The following is a 19,658-nucleotide window of genomic DNA, read 5'->3' on the forward strand; positions in this document are numbered from 1 at the left end:
ACCGCTCCGTGGCGGCTGGCCCGATGCTGTCGCCCGATGCCATGCATCGGGCCCTGTGCCGACCCGCGCCGCGGTTACCGGCGCTGGGTGTCGTCGTTCCTGCTGGCCTGCGGGAACTGGAAAGCACTGTTCACGTCGTAGTCCTTGCTGGCCGTGGGGCCACGGGCCGGTGCGTCGATGCTGCTGCTGGCACTGCCGAAGCCGAGGATCTGCACGCTGATCACCGACGGCTGGTTGCGCCGCGCGTCATCCTGGCTCTTGCGCATCACGTCCTGTGCGGCCTGGCTGGCGCTGTTGGCCGCGGCGCTGGCCGAGGCCAGCGCATTGACGTTCACCGAGGCCAGCACCGGCAGGCCCTTGCTGTCGCCCTGCACCTGGATGTTGGCGGCGTTGAGCACCTGCAGCGCGGCAAGGTTGATGTTGCCCGAGACGCGGATGCCGGCTTCGCCCGCATCGATGGTGCCCAGCGGAGCGATCAGGTCGACATCGCCCGGCGCCACTTCCGCGATCGGGTTCAGCGTGGCGATGCCGGCGCCGCTGGCCGGCGCCTGCGGCGACAGGATCACGTTGCCCCAGGTGTCGTACACCCGGCGCGGCGGCGTGTACAGCAGGGTGGTCTGCGAGCCCCGGCCGGCGTTGATGTCGCCCTGCTCGGACCACGCCAGGATGTCACCGCCAAAGGTGGTCATCACCCGCGACAGGCCCAGCAGCACGCTGTCCTGGCTGAACAACCGGATATCGCCCTGGCCCTGGGTGACCAGGCCGGCGCTGGCCGGTGGCACCACGCCCTGCACGCCGACCACGATCTGTCCGCCCGGCGCCATCAGTTCGATGTTGCCGCCGGCTTCCGTGCGTACGCCGGAACCGCCGTACATCACGATATCGCCGGTGCGCTGGATCGTCGCTCCCGTCGCATCCTTGTCCGGCATCAACGTGGCGACGGCCTCGCGGCCACGCAGGTAGGAGCCGAAACGCGGACCCTCCACATCGGTGTACTCGCGGCCGCCTTCGCGCAGTTCGGCGTAGTACACCTGGCGCAGGAAGATGCGCTGCTGTTCCTGCGGCAGTGCGTCGAACGCAGCCAGCGCACCGTCGCCGTCGGCAGCCACGCCGAAGCGCTGCTGCAGCCACTGTTTCAGTTCCTTGTCATAGATCTTCACCGCCTTGCCCGGCTGCGACGCAAGCGATTGCGCGGGATCTGCAAGGTTGGCCGAGTCGAGATAGCGGGCACGCAGGGCCGCGAAATCGATCTGCTGGTTGCCGGCCGTCAGCGCGATGCTGGCACCCGGCCGCGTATCGCCCTGGATGATGCCGCCGAGGCTGACGATGCTGCCGAGGTCTTCCTGGCGCAGCTGGCGGCCGGCACTGATCTCGGCATTGCCGGGGCCGGCGATGGTCGCGTCCAGATGCACGATGTCACGGCCCGCCGCCACCACCGTGATGTCGGTGGGCGCGGTGTTCAACGCGGTCATCGACACCCCCAGGATGTCCCGGCCTGCCCGCAGTTGCACGGCGCCGGCGGCCTCGAACCAGTTCAGTTGCGTGCGCTGCCTCGCGTTGGGATCCAGCGTGCGCTGGGCGCCGGTGGCCAGACCGATGATGTCGCCCTGCACCGCGTAGAAACGGCTCGGCGCCAGGGCCGCAGACACGGTGGTCAGCGGAGTGTTCGGACCGAACGCAAACAGCGGAAGCGACGCCTCCGGCGATGGATTGTTGCCGTCGACCGACAGGTTGTGCCGCGAGCGGGTCACATTGCCGCTGGAATCCCCCTGCTCGGCCATGAATGCCGGGTCGAAGGGTCCCGGCAGGCGCGCGTCGCTGGCGGAGCGCGCGATCTGGGTCGCGCCCCTCTGGGCGAAGATGCCGCCACCGGCCAGGACGTCCAGCCGTCCTGTCGCCGAGGGTGCCAGCAGGATCACATCCTGCGTTCCCGGCGTCGTGCTGATCCGGTCCAGCTTGATGTCGCCCTGTGCAGCAATGGCACTGAAGCGCGAAGGATAGAGCCAGTAATTCAGCAGATCGTCGCTGCCGCGCACAGCAAGCTTGACCTGCTCGAGCCCCAGATTGCTGCCCGTCACGTTTTCCGGCCCGGCGAGACCTGGCGCGAGGTCGCCACCGGCACTGAACAGATCCACGGCCGTGTTGGCGGTCCACAGGGAGAACCACGTGCTGCCCGCAGCGCGCGCGCCATCATCCTGCAGCACCGCGCTGTAGTTGGCCAGCGGAACCCGGCCGGCATCGGCGACGCCGCCGAGCACCACATCGCCCCGCGCCTGCAGCTGCGCGGCGGCGTCGCCCAGCACCAGCACCGGCCCGCCCATCGCGCGGGCGGCGTCGGGCGCAAACAGGTCTGCCGCGCGCTGCACACCCAGCGTCGCGTAGCTTTCCAGGGTGACGCCCATTGCACCGATGCGCCCCGCATCCAGCTGCAGGCTGCCACGCAGATTGCTGAAGGTACCGTTGAGGTCGAGATTCTGTCCCGCCCTGGAGGCATTGAGGCTGGAGAACGTCGCCCGCAGATTCGGATTCAGTGCGCCACCGATACGCAGCTGCAGGTCGCCGCCGCCGGTCAGGTGCAGCTGGCCATCGCTGACCCGGCCGGTCGATCCCACCGCCGCGATGATCGCGCCTGAGCGCGGTGCGGTCAGCGAGCCCAGTGCGTCGCCTATCGCGTCGCGCACGCCGGCGTCACGCCCGGCCTCCAGCGTCAGGTTGCCGCCGCCCAGGGTGCCGAAGCCGGTGAAGCCGACCATCCGTGGAGAGGCGCCGGCGGCAGTGGAGACGTTGGTGTACGTACCGAAATTCACCCACCAGCTGGTCGGCACCGGCTCTACGCCGGTGGTGCTGCCGGTTCCCTGCCGCCACAGCCAGTTGCCGACCGCGGCACTGGAGTACAGCGCCCAGTCGCGCTCGCTGGTGCCCGACTCTGCGCGCCCGGTCCAGACGTCACCAACGATATCGCGCCCGGCTTCGACGCGCAGGTTGCCGCCATGATCGGGATACCAGGCCTGGTAGCCGGCCAATGCGGCGTCATAGCTGCCCGGCACCAGGTCCGGACCCAGCAGTGCGGTGTTCCTGGGGGCTGCTGCACGGGGCGAATTGAAGGCAGCGTCGCGGCCCTCGCCCAACGTGGTGGGAGTGCCCGCCGTGTACACACCGAAGCCGGACTTCATCACGACGTCGCCGGCAGCGAGCAGTTCCAGGTCACCCTTGCCGGTGCGCAGCACGCTCCAGGCCGGCGTGCCCGCGCGCTTGCCGTAGGTGGTCACTTCGGTCTGCGTGCCACCGCCGGCGCAGTAGGTCGGTGCGGTGCTGCAGAACTCGTCTTCGGTCATGCCGAACATCGCCGCGAAGTCCTTCGCAGGGGTGCCCACGTAGGACTCGTCGCCCCAGTAATCCAGCGAGCCCTGCGCGGCCACCTGGCGGGGTGCCGGGCCGCAGTAGTCGGCCGACATCGCGCAGAACTCATCTTCGGTGAAGCCGAACATGTCGGCCAGCTCTGCGATCGGACGGCCCGCATAGGAGGTGTCGCCGATCCAGTCCAGCGATGCCTGCTCGGTCAACGCGCGGTCACCCACCCAGATGATTTCGGTCTTGACCGTACCGATCGAGCCCTGGTGGGTATCGGCCAGCACCACGCTGCCTTCGCTGCCCCAGCGTCGGCTGCGTGGATCGGCCGCCCCGGCATCGGCACCGGCAACCACGGTCAGGTCCCAGGAGGTGGTGCCCTCGGCCAGCATCGGCGCCAGCGCCCAGTTGCGTCCCTGGTTGCCATTGGCATCGGCAGGCCGCAGATTCACCGGCGCGTCGCCGGGCAGCTCCACCTTGGTCAACGATGGGATGTACGCGCCCACCTTGAGCTCGACTTCCCGCGCCAGGCGCAGCGCAACCGGCAGCACCGCGCCGGCGGGCCACTCCTGTGCCGCCATCTGGACCGCGCTGCGCAGGCGGAAGCCGGCGCCCAGCCGCGCGCCGGCCGCCAGCACCAGCGGCTCCTGCAGCACGGTGCCCGCCGCCAGCGTCTGCCCGGACTGGGTGGTCACCGCCGCACCCAGCACCGTGCCCGCAGGCAGGCGCAGGGTCTGCGAGATCTCCATCGGCGCGGGCAGCACGGTACCGACCGGAAGCGTTACCGATTCGACCGGCACGTCATAGTTCAGGCGGGTGCCGGCCTGGAACTCGGTGCCCGGCTGCAGCTTCACTCCGTCCACCGGCACCACCAGGTCGCCACCGAAGGGGGTGTGCCCGGCGCTGCCATTGCGAGCCTCATACAACTGCCAACCGCCCTCGTCCGGCGTGGACGGCGGCGGTGCGAAGCCATCATTGATGCTGCCGTAGACGTTGATGTTGCCTTCGGCGCGCAGCACCAGCGAGGCCGATTCACCGAAGCCGCGCCGCGATGGATCGGCGCGGTTGGCATCGGGCCCGTAGCGGTAGCCGGACAGATCGATGTCGCCGGCGATGGTCAGGTCGCCCTCCGGGTTGGCGTCGCTGCGCCGCGCCACCACCTGCACGCCGGGACGCAGGCGGACATCGCCCAGCGCGGCCGTGCGCTGCTGCAGATCCGGGTTGCCCAGCGCAGCATCGATCCAGGCCACGCTGTGCGGATCGACCACCTGGTCCAGCCACTGCTGGGTGACCAGCTGCGCGCGGTTGCCGCGCACGTCAGCGGTGCTGGCCAGGGGCGCATCGTCGTAGCGGCGGACACCATTGAGCTGGATGTCGGCGGCGCCATCAATGCGCAGGCCGCTGGCCGCGGCAATCGCCGCGTCGTTGCTGCCCAGCCGCGGCACATCGATCTTCAGTGTGCCGCGCGCTACGCCATCGTTCTGGCCGGGACCTTCACCGACGGCAACGTCGCTGCCGGCACGCAGGTCCAGGTGCGCCGCGCTGCCCAGGCCGACGGCGCCTTCGGCGCTGCCCAGCGTGATGGTGGCGCGGTTGGGACTGTCGATGATCTTGCCGTGGCTGTCCACGCGCAGGCCGGTACCGTGCGCGTCCAGCGTGCCGTCCACCTGCAGCTGATCGCGGGCGTACAGGCGGATGCTGCCGACCTGCTCGCCACTGGCATCGATGCGGCCGGCCACGGTCAGGCTGCCCGCATCGACACTGATGTCGACCCGGCGTGCCTTCACTTCGTCGCCGATCCGCAGATCGCCTTCGCCGATCTGGAAGCTGCGACCGCCGACCACACCGCCAGCGGTCAGTCGCTGGTTGAGGCCGGCGAAGTCCTGCAGCTGGCGTGCCCGCACCACCAGTTCGCCACCGTCATAGGGCACCAGCGTGCCACCGGCATCGTAGCGGCCACTGGCGGCACCCTGCAGCACACCGGCCAGATCGGCCTGACCGGCCATTGCGCTGACCGTCAGGCGCCCGCCGCGGTTGTTGCGGGCGGAAACATCGATGCGGGAGGCCGCATCGGTGCGGATGTCCCCCGTGTCGCTGGACAGCAGGACATCACCGCCCCAGCTGAACTTGTCCACGTCGTACAGCGGGACCTTGCGCCCGGCAAGGTCCAGCGCGGCCCGGCTGCCAAGCGTGATGCCCTCGCGCGCGTTCGCCGACAGCCGTCCGGACGCCAGCGCGATCGTGCTGTCCAGCATGATCCGGTTGGCGTCGATGCTCAGCTCACTGCCCAGTGCATCGCCACCCGCCTTGCCGGTGCCCCCCTGCAGGCGGAAGTCGCCGCCGGTGCGCACGCGCAGCTGCGCGGCGGGATCGGCGGTCAACAGCGGTGTATCGATACCCAGGCTGCCTCCGCTGTACTGCCAGCCCTTGTCGGCCAGATAGTCGCCGCGCTGCTGGAACACGTCCAGCGTGCCCTGCGCGGAGAACGACAGCTGCTCCGAAGCACTCAGGTTCAGCGCACTGAATCCGAGCACCTGCCGGTTCGCAGGTACTTCAGAGCTGGGACGGCTCAATGGCGCCCGCCCCAACCGCAGCTGGCGGGTGAAGATGTCCAGCTGCCCGGCGCCGAGCCGGTCTACCATCGGATCGGCCGGCGGCACCGACGCATTGCTGCCCGGCGCCTGGGTCGCCGCCAGTGCGCCGTCCCAGACCAGCGTATCCACCAGGATGCGCGCACGGTCGGTCGCCGCACCGTAGCCGTGGATGGCCTGCGCACCGAGCACGAGCGTCTGCAGGCCACTGCGGCCGGTGGCACTGTCGCGCGCGTCCAGGTCGACACTGCCGAACACGTTGACCGAATCCCGCGCGACCAGGCTCAGCGTGTCCAGCGCCGGCGCGCCGGTGGCATCATTGCCGCGCAGCAGCTGCTGCAGCACGGACTGGTTCATGGTCATGCCACTGGGCAGCGCCCCTGCCGCAGCGGCCTGCGCGATCGCTTCGGCACTGCCGAGGTTCAGCGCCGCCATGCTCAGGCCGAGCTGACGGGTGCCATAGCTGGCCGAGTCGCGCATCTGCAGCGTGCCATCGGTCGCGACCGCGATGCTGCCGTCCGAAACCAGCCGGGTCTGGCCCTCGCACGCGGTCTGGCACCCGCCGATGTCGATCGCCACCGGACCGGCCTCCACGCCGGTGGTGCCGGTGATCAGGTTCAGGCGCTGGTTGGACACCGCCAGCAGGCCGCCGGAGACCTTGTAAGGCAGGGTCGCGTTGACGTCCGGGTTGGTCGATGCGAACGGCAGAGTATCGAGGGTCGCACCGGCCTCGACCAGGATGCCGCTGCCACCGGAGGCCGCTGCCACCAGCACTTCCGGTGCGTTCAGGGTGACCCCGGAACGGATCGCCACGCTGCGCGCCTGGCCGGTCACCGCCACCTGCGAGGGCTGCTGGTTGAACTGCCCGCCGATCATCATCCGCGCCGGCAGGAAGGCATTGAGCGCGTCGTCGCTGAAGGTGGCACCGCGATCACGCGCCTGCGATGGCGCGCTGCCATCGACGATCTCCAGCGAACCGACCGCCGGGCTGGCCAACGTGGCTGTCAGCGTGCCGCCGCGCCCGTTGTCGGTGGCGGCGCCGAACCGCGCGGTGCCGGCGAAGCGGATGGCAGGCGCGTCTGCACGCCCTGCGCCTTCGCCCAGCGCGAGGGTCAACCCGAGCGCATCGATGGTCTGCCAGCCACGCGACTCGCCGCGGCGGTCGGCCACCGATTGCGCGAAGCTGTTGTAGGAGGTTTCGTTGTAGCCCGAGTGGCGGCGTACCACTGCGGCGGGGGTCAGCAGGATGTCGGTGAGCAACGGCGAGATTGCCGCGCCCAGCGCCGTGCGCTGCTGCCCGGACACACGCCAGGTGCCGGTGCCGGTCGCAATCGGTTGCGCGATGCCCGAGGTGCCGGTGGCGCCCAGCTCCACCCGGAATGCACCGGGCTGCAGCGCATAGCTGGCCGGCATCAGCGTGTAGGTGCCTGCCGCCAGGCCGGGCACGCCCGCCGGCACGGTGATCTGCTGGCCCACCGCCGGTGCGGTGAATCCTTCCTCGCCGCTGGGGGCGAACGTCCCCGCACGTCCCGGCACGATCGCATACACCGGGTTGCCCGACGCACTGAACGCGTAGCGCGGGTTGGCGTCGGCCAACGCCGTGCGCAGCACGTCGACAGAGCCGCCGCGCCCGGACACGAAGGCCGCACCCGTCAACTCACCACCGCCGGACATGTCCAGCAGTGCCCCCGGCGCCACCTCGATCTCGTTGGCCTTCAGGGTCACCCCCATCTGGGAGATGCCGGCCGGCGAACTCACGCTGCGCGTGCCGACCCGCCAGTCGACACCATCGACGGTGCCACCGTAGGGCAGCGACAGGCCGGCGCCGCTGGTGGAGGTAACGCTGCCCGGCAGCAGTTCCACCCGGCTGCCGACGGTTCCGTTCAGGATCAGGCCGCCCAGCTGCAGCGCGCCCATCGGCACCTGTACGTTGCCGCCCTGCTGCACCGTGGCGGCCACCAGGCGAAGCGTGCCCAGCGCCGATTCCGGCGCCGGCTGCGTACCCGCACCGATGCCGTGGATGCGCAGCACGGCATCTGGATCAGCCCAGTAATCAGCGGTCTGCACGGTCTGCGCCGAAGCGCCGGCCACCAGCGTGCCGGCCGCACCCGTGGTGGGGTACAGGCGGGCAGCGGTCACATCCATCGAACCGGCCGTCATCAACGCGCTGGTGTTGCCATTGCTGGCAATGCCGTTGGTCAGGCGCACATCACTGCGGCTTTCCAGCGCCACGTGTTCGAACCCGGGCAGCCAGGTGACGTCGCGGATGTCGATCAGCTCGGCCTGCACCGCCAGCGCATGCTGGTCCGGGGCCGCCGAGGCAACCTCGGCGGTGCCCAGCAGGTTCTCGCCCGGTATCTGCCGCCAGCGTGCCTGCGCCAGGCGGACGTAGGGCGCACTCAGTCGCACCCCCGAAGACGGCCCGGCGCCCACGGCCATGCCCAGGCTCGACGTACCCTGGCCGTGGATGCGCAGGCTCTGCGCCAGGCGCAGGTCGACATCGCCGACGGCGCGGATGTCACCGAACACGGACAGGTTGTCGAAACCGCCGGCCTGCAGCTGCTCGACCGACAACGCGGCGTGACCATACTCCAATGCCGCCGGCAGTGGCTGCGCCGGTGCGCTGTGCTGGCTGAGGGTGATCTCACGCGCCCGCAGTACCTCCTCGCTGGCGCCGCGTGCATGGATGCTGCCGCCAAAGGCCAGCCCCAGCGTGCCGCCGCGTGCGCCGGCGCCGCCGGCGGCCGCGTCCATCGCGCCCTCCAGGTACAGCGCATTGGCCGAGCGCAGCACGATCTGCCCGCCATCGCTGTCCACGCGCACGCGGCCCTGGCCGTCCACGTCCAGGTCGGCCGAGGCACCCCGCGCCTGCAGGCGCGCACCGCGTTCGACCACCACGAACGCTTCCGGTGGGCGGTTGTCGACGAACGCGGTGGTTTCCCAGTCCAGCGCCCCGCCAATCTCGATGCGTCCACCCGTGCGCACCTGCCCCTGCAGACGGCCGCTGGCATCGGCCAGCGAGACCGCGTCCGCATCGGCATCCAGCAGCGCGCCTTCGGCCAGGCGCCAGGTGCGTTCGCTGCGTTGCCCGGCATACAGGGCGTTCTCCGCACGCACATCGTCGATCAGGATGCGGCCGCCCTTGGCGCGCAGCGTGCCTTCAACATCGATGTTGCCTGCACCAAGCAGCGAGATCGTCTGTCCCGGGTCGACCGCCACCAGCGCATCCTTGCCGATCCGCAGGTCACCGCCCACGCTGTTGCGGTCCGAACGCAGGCTGATGCCCGCACCTGCGCGCTGGCTGACGCGCCCGCTCGACGGATCGGCGCTGTACAGCGGCGCGTCCCACGTCGCCAGCGCGGTCGCCCGATCGGTGGCCGTGCGCGCGTCCTGGGTCAGGCGCAGGCCCGGCACGGAAGCGACCAGCCGCGCGCCATCGGCCACCTCCAGGCCCTGGTGGCCATTGATGTCGTACTGCGCAAAGCCACTGCCGAAGCGTGCGGTGTGCAGTTGCAGGGCATCGCCGGCGGGCACATCGTCGCCCACCACCACCGCACCACCGGTGCCCAGTGCAAAGCTGCCGCTGCCCTGGCCGAGGGCGCTGAAGCGGCTGCCCTCGCCCAGTCGCACCCGGCCGCTGCCGTCGCTGGATACCTCGCCGCTGTTGGCCTGCAGGCTGACACTGCCGCCCTTGCCGATGGTGCCCTTGCCGCGCTCGTCCATCGCCGCGCCCGCATCGACATCCACCCGCGCCTGCGCGCCCACCCTCACATCGTGGCTGTTCTGCAGGCGCAGGCTGCCACCGTCGGTCCAGGCGCGGCCCGCATCCAGCGCGCTGCCCAGCGAAGCATTGCTCCATGCGCCGGAAAGATCGATCCGCGTGCCCTCGGCGATGGCCACCTGTGCCCGCCCCGCACGCAGCAGCGCGGTCGGCCGGCCCAGCACGTCCAGCAGGTTCCCGGCCTGCACCTGGCCGCCGGCAATGCGGATGTCACCGGCCAGTTCCACCTCGCTGCCGATCAGGTTGAGCTGGCCACCGGCCTGCAGCTGCAGGGAGCCCGCCACGGCGGCGCGGCCGGCAGTGGCCAGATCGATGCGGCCCCACTGCTGGGCACTGAGCTGGGATCCGTCCAGCCACACCGTGTTGCGGCGGTCGTCGGCCACCGGCGTCTGCAGCGACCAGGTCACCTTCGGCGCTGCACTGCCATCGAGCCGCACATCGGAATCGAAGACACCGTTGCGACCCAGCGCATCGTAGCGACCCAGGTACAACTGCGCGTTGCGCGCCACCGCGGTCTGCGCCTGCGCATAGCCTTCCAGCGCCGCATCCGGGCGGCGGCCCTGCTGCGCGCCCTGGAAGGTACCGGTCTCCACCTGCCCATCCAGCACCGCCGTGGGCGCCGACACCAGCAGGCGCCCCGCGTCGCGCCCGACCGTATAGCCGTTCTCGGCACGCTGCGCCGCGAACACGATGGGATTGCGGAACGATTCGGTTACCCCCCAGCGCGCCTGCGTGACCTCGTAGCCGCTGTACAGGCCATCGAACAACATCTCCGCCGGTGCGTCATCCAGCCGGTATACCTGGCCGTCGACACCACGCAGCCAGCTCTGCTGGACCATGCCGCTCTGCACATCCAGGCTGCCGCCGGCCAGGTTGATGCGCGACCCGCTGCCGGCGATCACTTCCTTGCCGCCCAGCAGCACGGTGCCGCCCTGTGCCGCCCACTCGCTGATCGAATGGCCCTGGTTGTCCAGGTAGCCGCCCACTTCCAGCAGGCCACCGCCGGCATACCACCGGTCGCCCTCATAGCCTCCCGTGCCGGCCGGCACGTGGATCAGCTGGCGCCGATCGACCCAGACCTCGCTGCTGATCAGCTTGCCGCTGTCACGGTTGTCCAGTGCATCGCGCAGTTCGTTGCCCTGCACCTTGACCTGCACCGAGTTGCTTTCCATCGACACACGCACGCCCACCGCGCCGGACACGTCCACCCGCGCGGTGCTGTCCAGCTGGCTGCGGTCCGCCGCATCGGCAATGACCTGGCCGCCGGTGGCCAGGGTCAGCGAGTTGCCGCTGAAGGCGATGTCGCCGCCGGACACGATCTCCACGCGCGACTGGTCGCGACGGTCGGCGTGCTGGGACAGATTGTCGAAGGTGCTGGAGCGGGAAGCTGCGCGCAGCGCATCCTGCTCGGCCGATTCCTTGATCAGGGCGTCGCGCTGGCTGTCCAGCGCAGTGGCTTTGCCGTCGTCCTCGAGCAGCACTGCCGTCGTGGCGCCGTCGGCCAGGGTGACACTGGCGGCGGCATCACTGGATGAGGTCAGCAGGTGCACCGTGCCGCGCTGCGCGAGCGTGGTGCTGGCAACGGCCACGCCGGCCTGCTCCACCGTGCGCCCGGCCAGCGTCACGTCACCTTCGCGGGCACGCAGCAGGCCGGTGTTGCGGACACTGCCGGCCGTGCTGCCGCTGATGAAGCGCGGCGCGATCTCATTGCCGCGGGTGGTGGAGCTGGTATTGGCGGCCGTGCCAACGCCGCGCCGGATCACGAAACTGTCACCGGCGGCGAGCTGCACCTGGCCCTTGCGCGCTTCGATCTGGCCGGCGTTCTCGACGCTGTGCCCGGCCAGCAGCACGTAGCCACCGCCGCGCGTCGCACTGGTCGGTTCATGGGTCGTGATGCGCGCGCCCTGCTCCACCATCACCTTGCCGAATGCATCGCTGAGCGCGCTGCTGTTGGCGTCGGGGCTGTACAGGCCGTTGTCGCGGAACTGCGCATCGCTGATCCGTGCTGCAGCCGCCAGCAGGTTGCGCACGTTGACCTGGCTGTTGTTGCCGAACACCACGCCATTGCGGTTGGCCACGAACACCGTACCGTTGGCGTTGAGCTGCCCCAGGATCTGGCTGGGCCGCGCAGCCGGGTCGTTGACCCGGTTCAGCACGGCCCAGTCCGGGTTCTGCAGGAAGTTCAGCGTGGTGTTGCCGCCGATGTTGAAGGTTTCCCAGTTCAGGATCGCCTTGTCTGCGGTCTGTTCGACCGTGACCTGTACGCGCCCGTCGCTGCCCTGCGACTGGATCGCCTCGCGCGCATTGAGCCAGCCACGGGTCAGCGGGTTCTGGTCGACGCTCAGGCCGTCCTTGCCGAGGCCATCGGCAACGATGAAGCCGGCCTCGCGGCGCGCCTGCCGCGCTTGTTCCTGCAGGCGCTGCTGCAGGGCGATCGCCTGTGCCGCCGTGCCCAGGTTGTCGATCGACTGCTGCAGCTTCTGCCGCGCCGCATCCTGCTGCTGGGCCGGCAACTGGAACTGGATCGGCACGCCGCTGGGCATGCGCCCGCTCTGCGCGGCGCTGCCCTGGGCGGCGCCGCGGTCGGCGAACCAGCCCGGGCTGAATGCCTGCTGCGCCTGGCTGGCCGGGGCCACCATGCTGCCCAGGGCGACCGCGATGGCCCACGCCATCGGGTGATTGCGGCGCATCGGCGCGGCCGGATGAACAGCGGACGGGAGCGGGTGCGACATCGGGACCTCATCAACCTGGTGGGCCGCGGCAGCGGCGACGATCGGGGAGGCACGCGCAACGCATGCCCTGCCACTGATAGACGGTTCACGTGACACGAAGCCGACAGCGAAGCGCTGCGGCGGCGGGCACCGTCGCGGAAATGGCGACGCCGGCCCAGGGGGCCGGCGTCGGGTCAAACAGGGTTCAACCGGTGCTGCGGATTACAGCGGACGACCGATGCCCGAGCAGGTGCTGGGGTTGTTCAGGCCGGCAGCGCTGCTGGCCAGCACGAAGCGGTTGCGGATCGCATCGCGCCAGACCTTGGTCAGCGGGATGAAGCCGTGGTCGGTGATCGACTTCTCATACGCGACGGTGTAGGTCGCCGGATAGTGGCGGGCCAGGAAGCCGCGCAGGCTGGTGGCGACGCTCGAATCCTTGTAGCACTGGCCGATGACCAGGTTGGTGTAGCCGGCGATCGGATAGCCGGCCGACGGGTTGCCGAACACCGGCACCCAGTTGGCGGGGTTCTCGGCAGCGGTGCCGGTCGGCGGGGCGACGGTGTCCAGGGTGGCCTGCACGCTCACCTGGTCCGGCGAGAAGCCCTTGACCTTGGCGACCTTGGTCGCATCGGTCAGGCTCGGGATCACGTCCGGGCCGACGTAGCCGATACGGCCTTCAGCAGCGTAGACAGCGTTGTACAGCGAGGTACCACCGGTGGCCGGGGCGGCCACCAGGAAGGCCGGCAGGTTGCCGTTGGCATCGCGCTTGTACAGGTCGGCGAAGGTCGACTTGATGGCGAACTTGCCGCCCACCAGGTTCGAGGTGTCAGCGTCCTCAGCCGCACAGGCCGCAGTCAGGAAGCGGCTGAACATTTCGCTGGTGCCGCTGCTTTCCGGGCGGTAGACCACCTGGATCGGGCCGCTGCGGTTGGCGTCGATGGTCGACCAGTCGCTGATCGCACCCGAGAACACGCCGCAGATCTGCGCCACGCTCAGGTCCACCGCCGAACCGGCCTTGTTGAACGGAATGGTGACCGAGGTGGCCACCGACGGCACCTGGATCAGCACGCCGTAGCGGTTGGCATTGGTCGGCTGGTTGAAGTTGGTGGTGTAGGTGCTCAGTTCGGTGCTGCTCAGCACCGAATCGCTGCCGGCGAAATGCACGGTGCCGGTGGTCGAGAACAGCAGCGAGTTGTTTTCCAGGAAGGCCTTCTTGCCGGTGCCCGAGCCGGTCACGGCGTAGGTGAAGTTCGCCGGCAGGATGCTGTCGGCCGAACCCTTGTAGAGGTCGGCCGGCAGCGAGGCGCCGCCGCCGGTGACGGTCTGCGCCGAGGCGGCGCCCACGGTAGCGAGCAGCGCGGTGGCAACCAGCGCGGCCAGGGTCTTGTACTTGGTCATGATCTTCTCCTGAAGGGTTTACTGCGAAGGGAAACGCCAAGGGAGGAACGGTCACTACACGCCTGCTGTCGCCAGGGGCCTCCCAGCCCGCTCTGCGACGACGGGCCCATGCTGGTCGCGGCCGATGACAAGCCGCTTAAGAAACCTGTGGAAGATCGAAAAAAGGTGTGGAGGATTGTGTGGATGATCTCTGCACGTGGCAGCGCCGCGCCGCGCACGGCGAGCGCGGCGCGCGACGATCAGCAACGCGCGTCCGAGCGGCGACGACGCCGCGCAGGACGCGGCGCTGGCCGTGAAGCGCGCGCCAGGTCATTGCACCAGCTGGTTCATTTCCATGATCGGCATCAGCACGGCCAGCACGATGGTCAGCACCACGCCGCCCATCACCAGGATCATGGTCGGCTCCAGCAGTGCGGTCAGTGCCATCGCACGGCGCTCGATCTCGCGCGAGATCGTCTGCGCAGCGCGGTCCAGCAGGGGTGCCAGTGCGCCGGTCTTCTCACCGCTGGCAACCAGGTGCACCAGGATCGGCGGATACACCTTCTGCACTTTCAGCGCCGCGCCCAGTGCGGCGCCTTCGCGTACGCGCGCGGCCACATCGTCGGCACAGCGCACCAGCAGCGCGTTGCCCAGCGTCTGCCGCGCTGCCTCCAATGCCCGCAGCAGCGGCACGCCGGCATCGAGCAGGATTGCCAGCGTCGAGGCGAAACGCGCGCTGTTCACGCCCAGCACGAATCGTCCCAGCATCGGCACGCGCAGCAGCATCGCATCCCAGCGCAGGCGAAGGTCGGGCCGGCGCAGCGCCAGTCGCCACGCCACCACGCATGCGCCAATGCCCAGCGCCACCCACACGCCCCAGCTGCGCACGAACGCGCTGGCGGCAAGCATCACCTGGGTCAGCATCGGCAGGGTCTGCCGTGCCTGCACGAACGCGGTCACCACCTGCGGGACCACGTAGCTGAGCAGGAAGATCACGATCGCCACCGACACCAGGCTGATCGCTGCCGGGTAGATGAAGGCGGTCAGCACCTTGGCCTGCAGCGCATTGCGTTCCTCGATGTAATCGGCCAGGCGCTCCATCACCCGTGCCAGGTCGCCGGAATCCTCGCCGGCACCGACCAGGGCGCGGTAGATCGGCGGAAAGTCCCGCGGCCGCGCCGCCAGCGCCACGGTCAGCCGCTGGCCCGCCCGCACGTCGGCGCGTACCGCGGTCAACGCCTGCACGACATGCGGGCGCTCGGCCTGTTCGATCACCGCGCTCAACGCGCCTTCCAGCGGCAGGCTGGCCGCCAGCAGGCTGGACAGCTGGCGCGTGGCCCAGGCCAGTTCGCTGGCGGACAGGCGGCGTGCCCCCCAGCCACTGCCGGCGCTGCGCGCCGCACTCACCTGCACGGGGGTCAGCCCACGCCCACGCAGCTGCTGGCGTGCACCGCGCGGGCTGTCGGCATCCAGCTGGCCCTTCTCGATGCGCCCTTGCGGGTTGGCGGCCTGGTAGTCGAACAGTGCCATGCGCGCCTCAATCGTCTCCGGTCACGCGCAGGATCTCTTCCAGCGTGGTCACCCCGCTGTCCACCCAGCGCTGCCCATCCTGGCGCAGCGTGCGCATGCCGGCGCGCCGCGCCGCCTCGCGCAGGGCCGGCTCGCCCTGGCCTTGGTGGATCAATGCACGCACCCGGTCGTCCACCACGAACAGTTCATGGATGCCGGTACGACCGCGATAGCCGCTGTTGGCGCACGCCGCGCAGCCCACCGCACGCCACACCGTGCGCCCTTCGCCATCCACCTCCGCACGCCGGCACTGCATGCACAGCCGGCGCACCAGCCGCTGCGCCAGCACGCCACGCAGCGACGACGCCAGCAGGAACGGTTCCACGCCCATGTCGGCCAGCCGGGTCACCGCCGAGATGGCATCGTTGGTATGTAGCGAGGCCAGCACGCCGTGGCCGGTGAGCGAAGACTGCACTGCGATCTGTGCCGTTTCCAGATCGCGGATCTCGCCGATCATGATGGTGTCCGGGTCCTGGCGCAGGATCGCACGCAGTGCCGTACCGAAGGTCATGCCGATGCGCGCGTTGACCTGGATCTGGCCGATGCCGGCAAAGTCATACTCCACCGGATCCTCCACGGTGAGGATGTTGCTGGTGGTGCTGTCCAGCTGGCCCAGCGCCGCGTACAGCGAGGTGGTCTTGCCGCTGCCGGTCGGACCGGTCACCAGCACGATGCCATGCGGCTGCCGGATCAGTCCGGTGAAGGTGGCCAGCGTGTCATCGGCCATGCCCAGGCGCTGCAGCTGCAGCCGGCCGGCGTCCTTCTCCAGCAGTCGCAGCACGGCGCGCTCGCCATGCCCGGTCGGCACCGTGGAGACGCGGATGTCCAGCGGCCGGCCGCCGACACGGATCGCGATGCGCCCGTCCTGCGGCAGGCGCTTTTCGGCGATATCCAGGTGCGCCATGATCTTGATGCGCGACACCAGCGCCGCGTGCAATGCGCGCCGCGGCTGCACCATGTCACGCAGGGTGCCATCGACCCGGTAGCGCACCACCGAGTGGGTCTCGAACGGTTCGATGTGCAGGTCGCTGGCGCCATCGCGCGCGGCCTGTGCCAGCAGCGCATTGATCATGCGGATCACCGGCGCATCGTCCTGCGCGTCCAGCAGATCGGTCACTTCGGGCATGTCCTGCATCAGCCGGTCGAGATCGACCTCGCTCTCGGCCGCGCCGACCACGGCGGCGGCATCGCCACCGTCACGGTACTGCTCGCCCAGCCGCTGCTGCCAGGCCGCAGGCTCCAGCAGCTGGAACGGCAATGCGCCATGCCGGCGGCGCAGTTCGGCCACCGCCCAGGCCGCCGTGTCCGCGGTACCGAGCAGCACCGGTTCGCCGTCGGCCTCGGCCAGCATCACGCCATGGCTGCGTACCCAGGCATACGGCAGCGGCGCGGTCACGGCCCGATCACCAGTTCCGGGGTGTAGCCCAGCCCCCGCAACTGCTGCAGCGCAGGGTCCAGCGTGGCCGGATCGCGTGGCAGCCGCACCCGCAGGCGCTGGCCACTCTCGCCCGGCATCGCTTCGGCATAGGCCTGCAGGCCCAGCGCGCGCGCCTGCGCCACACCCTGGCTGGCGCGCGCGGGGTCCAGCCCCTGCGCGAACTGCACCAGCTGCACCGTGCCGTCGCCGGCCGGATACAGCGCCGCCAGGCTGCTGCCCTGCAGCGGCTGGCCCTGCCCGTCACGGGCGTTGCCCTGGCCCAGCACGGACAGGTCCTGCGGCGGCAGCTGGGGCGCCGACAGCGCCGGCAGCGCCCAGCTCTGCACCGGCTGGGCGCCGGCCTGGGCGTTGCGCATGTAGTCGTAGCGGTCGCGGGTCAAGCGCTGCCCGGCGGCCGGATCGCGCACCACGTGCGGGCGCAGGAACACCATCAGGTTGGTCTTGGCGCGCTTGCGTGTGTCGCTGCGGAACAGCGCGCCCAGCACCGGAATCCGGCCCAGCCCGGGCACCGCGTCGCGACCGTGGCTGACGCTGTCCTCCAGCAGGCCTCCGAGCACCATGATCTGGCCATCATCCAGCAGCACGCTGGTATCCAGTGCCCGCTTGTTGGTGATGATGCCGGCGCTGCCTGCGGTCTGCGCGTCGATGCTGCTCACTTCCTGGTAGATGTCCAGCTTCACCGTGCCGCCTTCGGAGATCTGCGGGCGTACTCGCAGCTTCAGGCCGATGTCCTCGCGTTCGATGGTCTGGAACGGGTTGTTGCTGCCGCCACCGCCATCGGTCACGTAGCGCCCGCTGACGAAGGGCACGGTCTGGCCGACCATGATGCTGGCGGCCTCGTTGTCCAGCGTCATCAGGTTCGGGGTGGACAGGATGTTGGCCCCGCCCTTGCTCTGCAGGGCATTGGCCAGCGCCTTCATGTTCAGGATCTGGCCCACGCCCGGCAGGTTGATGGTGCCGTCGATCACGCCGATGTTCAGCCCATCCCTGGGCAGCACGTCCAGCGTGGTACGTGCGGTGGTGTTCAAGCCGCTGCCGCCGGTCTCGCCGCCGAAGTGGGTGCCGCCGAAGGTGCGGCCGTTGCCCAGCATCCACTGCACGCCCAGCTCGGCGGCGTCGGTCTGGTTCACTTCCACGATCAGGCTTTCCACCAGCACCTGCGCGCGGCGCTGGTCAAGCTGGTCGATCACCCGGCGCAGGTTGCGGTACACCGGTTCGGGTGCCGATATCAGCAGCGTGTTGGTGGCGATGTCGGCCTGTACCGAGATGCCGTTCTGGCTGAAGCCGGTGCTGCCGGCATCGACCGGATCGCGCCGCCCCGGATCCAGCCGCTGCGATTCCAGCGCGTTGCCACCGGTCCGCGCCTGCTGCGTCTGCGCCGGCTGCGCCGCCGGGGTCCGCGCGGCGTCATTGGGCGACGGCGTGATGCCTTCGCTGCTGCCCGCCGCGGGCGCGTCGCTGTGGCCGGCCACCACGCCGCGCAGCACGCCCGCCAGCTGCGTGGCCTGGGCATTGCGCAGGTAGACCACGTGCAGGTTGCCCGATTCGTCCTGGGCACGGTCCAGCTTCTCCACCAGCTGGCGTGCCAACCGCGTACGGCCCGGGCTGCTGGAGCGCAGCAGCACGCTGTTGCTGCGCGGGTCGGCCATCACCACCACCTTCTGCGCCGGCTCGGCGCCCTGCGCGTCCAGCAGGGGTGCCACCATCGCCGCCACGTCCACCGCGATGCCCTGCTGCAGCTTGACCACATCGGTATCCAGGCCCGCCGGCGTGTCCACGCTGGCGATCACCCGCGCGATACGCTCCAGGTTGTCGGCGTAGTCGGTGATCACCAGCGTGTTGTTGCCGGCATTGGCGGTGATCGGGTTGTCCGGGCTGATCATCGGCCGCAGCACCGCCACCAGCGCGGCCGCATTCTCGTAGCGCAGCGCGAAGGTACGCGTGACCACTTCGCCGCCCGCACCGCCACTGCCCACCCGGCCGCCCAGCAGCTTGGCGTCGGCCTGCGGCACCACCCGGCTGACCCCGCCACTCTCAACCACGGCAAAGCCGCGCATGCGCAACGCACCGAGCAGCAGCTGGTAGGCCTGCACCCGGCTGACCGGGCCATCGGACACCACGGTCATCTTGCCGCTGACCCGCGGGTCCACCAGGAACTGGCGGCCGGTGAAGCGCGCCGCCATGCGCAGCACGCCGCCGATATCGGTGTCCACCAGATTCAGCTGCACCGGTTCGCTGCTGGCGTCCTGCGCGTGCGCAGGCAGATGGACCACGCCCACCGCCAACGCCAGCAGCATGCTGCAGCCCAGTGTGCACAGCGCCCTCACTGCCGGCCACCGCGGTTGGCCACCATCTCGACGGTTCCGGAAATCCGTGCCGCAGGCATGTCTACGTCCCCTGTGCGTTGCAGTTGCAGCTGCTGCAGTTCGATGGCCGGGTCGGCCAGCACCGGCAACAGCCAGTTCCAGAGTGCGTCGGCGGGCATGGCCTGCACCTGCAGGTGCCAGCGCCCGTCACGTGTGTCGATGTGCAGGTACTCGGCCAGGCCCGCCGTCGCAATCTGCTGGCGCAGCGCGGCGATGCTCGGTCGTCGGCCCTGCAACTGTTGCTGCTGTTGCCGCGCACGCAGCAGCGGCGCCAGCGCGTTGGCCTGCGCGTGCAGGCGCGGCAGTTCCGCCTGCCAGTGGGCACGCTGCTTCAGCAGCGGTTCCAGCCACGCCAGCCACAGCGCGGTTGCCAGCAGCGCGGCGGCCATCAGCACCAGCATGGCGCGCTCGCGCGCCGCCAGCCGCTGCCAGCGCTGCAGCCACGCCGGCCGCGCAGCGTCCGTGCCCATTTCAGGG

Annotated in this window: 6 protein-coding genes; all 6 read right to left on the bottom strand. The window is 70.1% G+C overall.

The window, feature by feature from the left end:
• Window positions 1-74: 74 nt before the first annotated feature.
• The gene (locus Q5Z10_RS12215; protein ID WP_303635702.1) at window positions 75-12,452 is read right to left on the bottom strand and encodes a putative filamentous hemagglutinin family protein; all 12,378 of its coding nucleotides are present in this window, start codon (window positions 12,450-12,452) and stop codon (window positions 75-77) included.
• 201 nt (window positions 12,453-12,653) lie between these two features.
• The gene (locus Q5Z10_RS12220; RefSeq protein WP_303635703.1) at window positions 12,654-13,829 is read right to left on the bottom strand and encodes a substrate-binding domain-containing protein; all 1,176 of its coding nucleotides are present in this window, start codon (window positions 13,827-13,829) and stop codon (window positions 12,654-12,656) included.
• A gap of 309 nt (window positions 13,830-14,138) precedes the next feature.
• Window positions 14,139-15,338 (bottom strand): type II secretion system inner membrane protein GspF, encoded by a 1,200-nt coding sequence (gene gspF / locus Q5Z10_RS12225; RefSeq protein ID WP_303635704.1) that lies wholly within the window; start codon window positions 15,336-15,338, stop codon window positions 14,139-14,141.
• Window positions 15,339-15,345: 7 nt separating this feature from the next.
• Complete coding sequence (gene gspE, locus Q5Z10_RS12230; RefSeq protein ID WP_303639180.1) at window positions 15,346-16,728, bottom strand: type II secretion system ATPase GspE; 1,383 nt, start codon at window positions 16,726-16,728, stop codon at window positions 15,346-15,348.
• A 41-nt stretch (window positions 16,729-16,769) separates the two neighbouring features.
• Window positions 16,770-19,112 carry a type II secretion system secretin GspD gene (gene gspD / locus Q5Z10_RS12235; RefSeq protein WP_303635705.1) on the bottom strand — a complete coding sequence of 781 codons (2,343 nt, stop codon included), beginning with the start codon at window positions 19,110-19,112 and terminating at the stop codon, window positions 16,770-16,772.
• A gap of 26 nt (window positions 19,113-19,138) precedes the next feature.
• Window positions 19,139-19,651 carry a type II secretion system protein M gene (locus tag Q5Z10_RS12240; protein ID WP_345783991.1) on the bottom strand — a complete coding sequence of 171 codons (513 nt, stop codon included), beginning with the start codon at window positions 19,649-19,651 and terminating at the stop codon, window positions 19,139-19,141.
• Window positions 19,652-19,658: the final 7 nt, after the last annotated feature.

This window comes from Stenotrophomonas sp. 704A1 (assembly GCF_030549525.1).
In the GTDB taxonomy this organism is placed as follows: Bacteria; Pseudomonadota; Gammaproteobacteria; order Xanthomonadales; family Xanthomonadaceae; genus Stenotrophomonas; species Stenotrophomonas tuberculopleuritidis.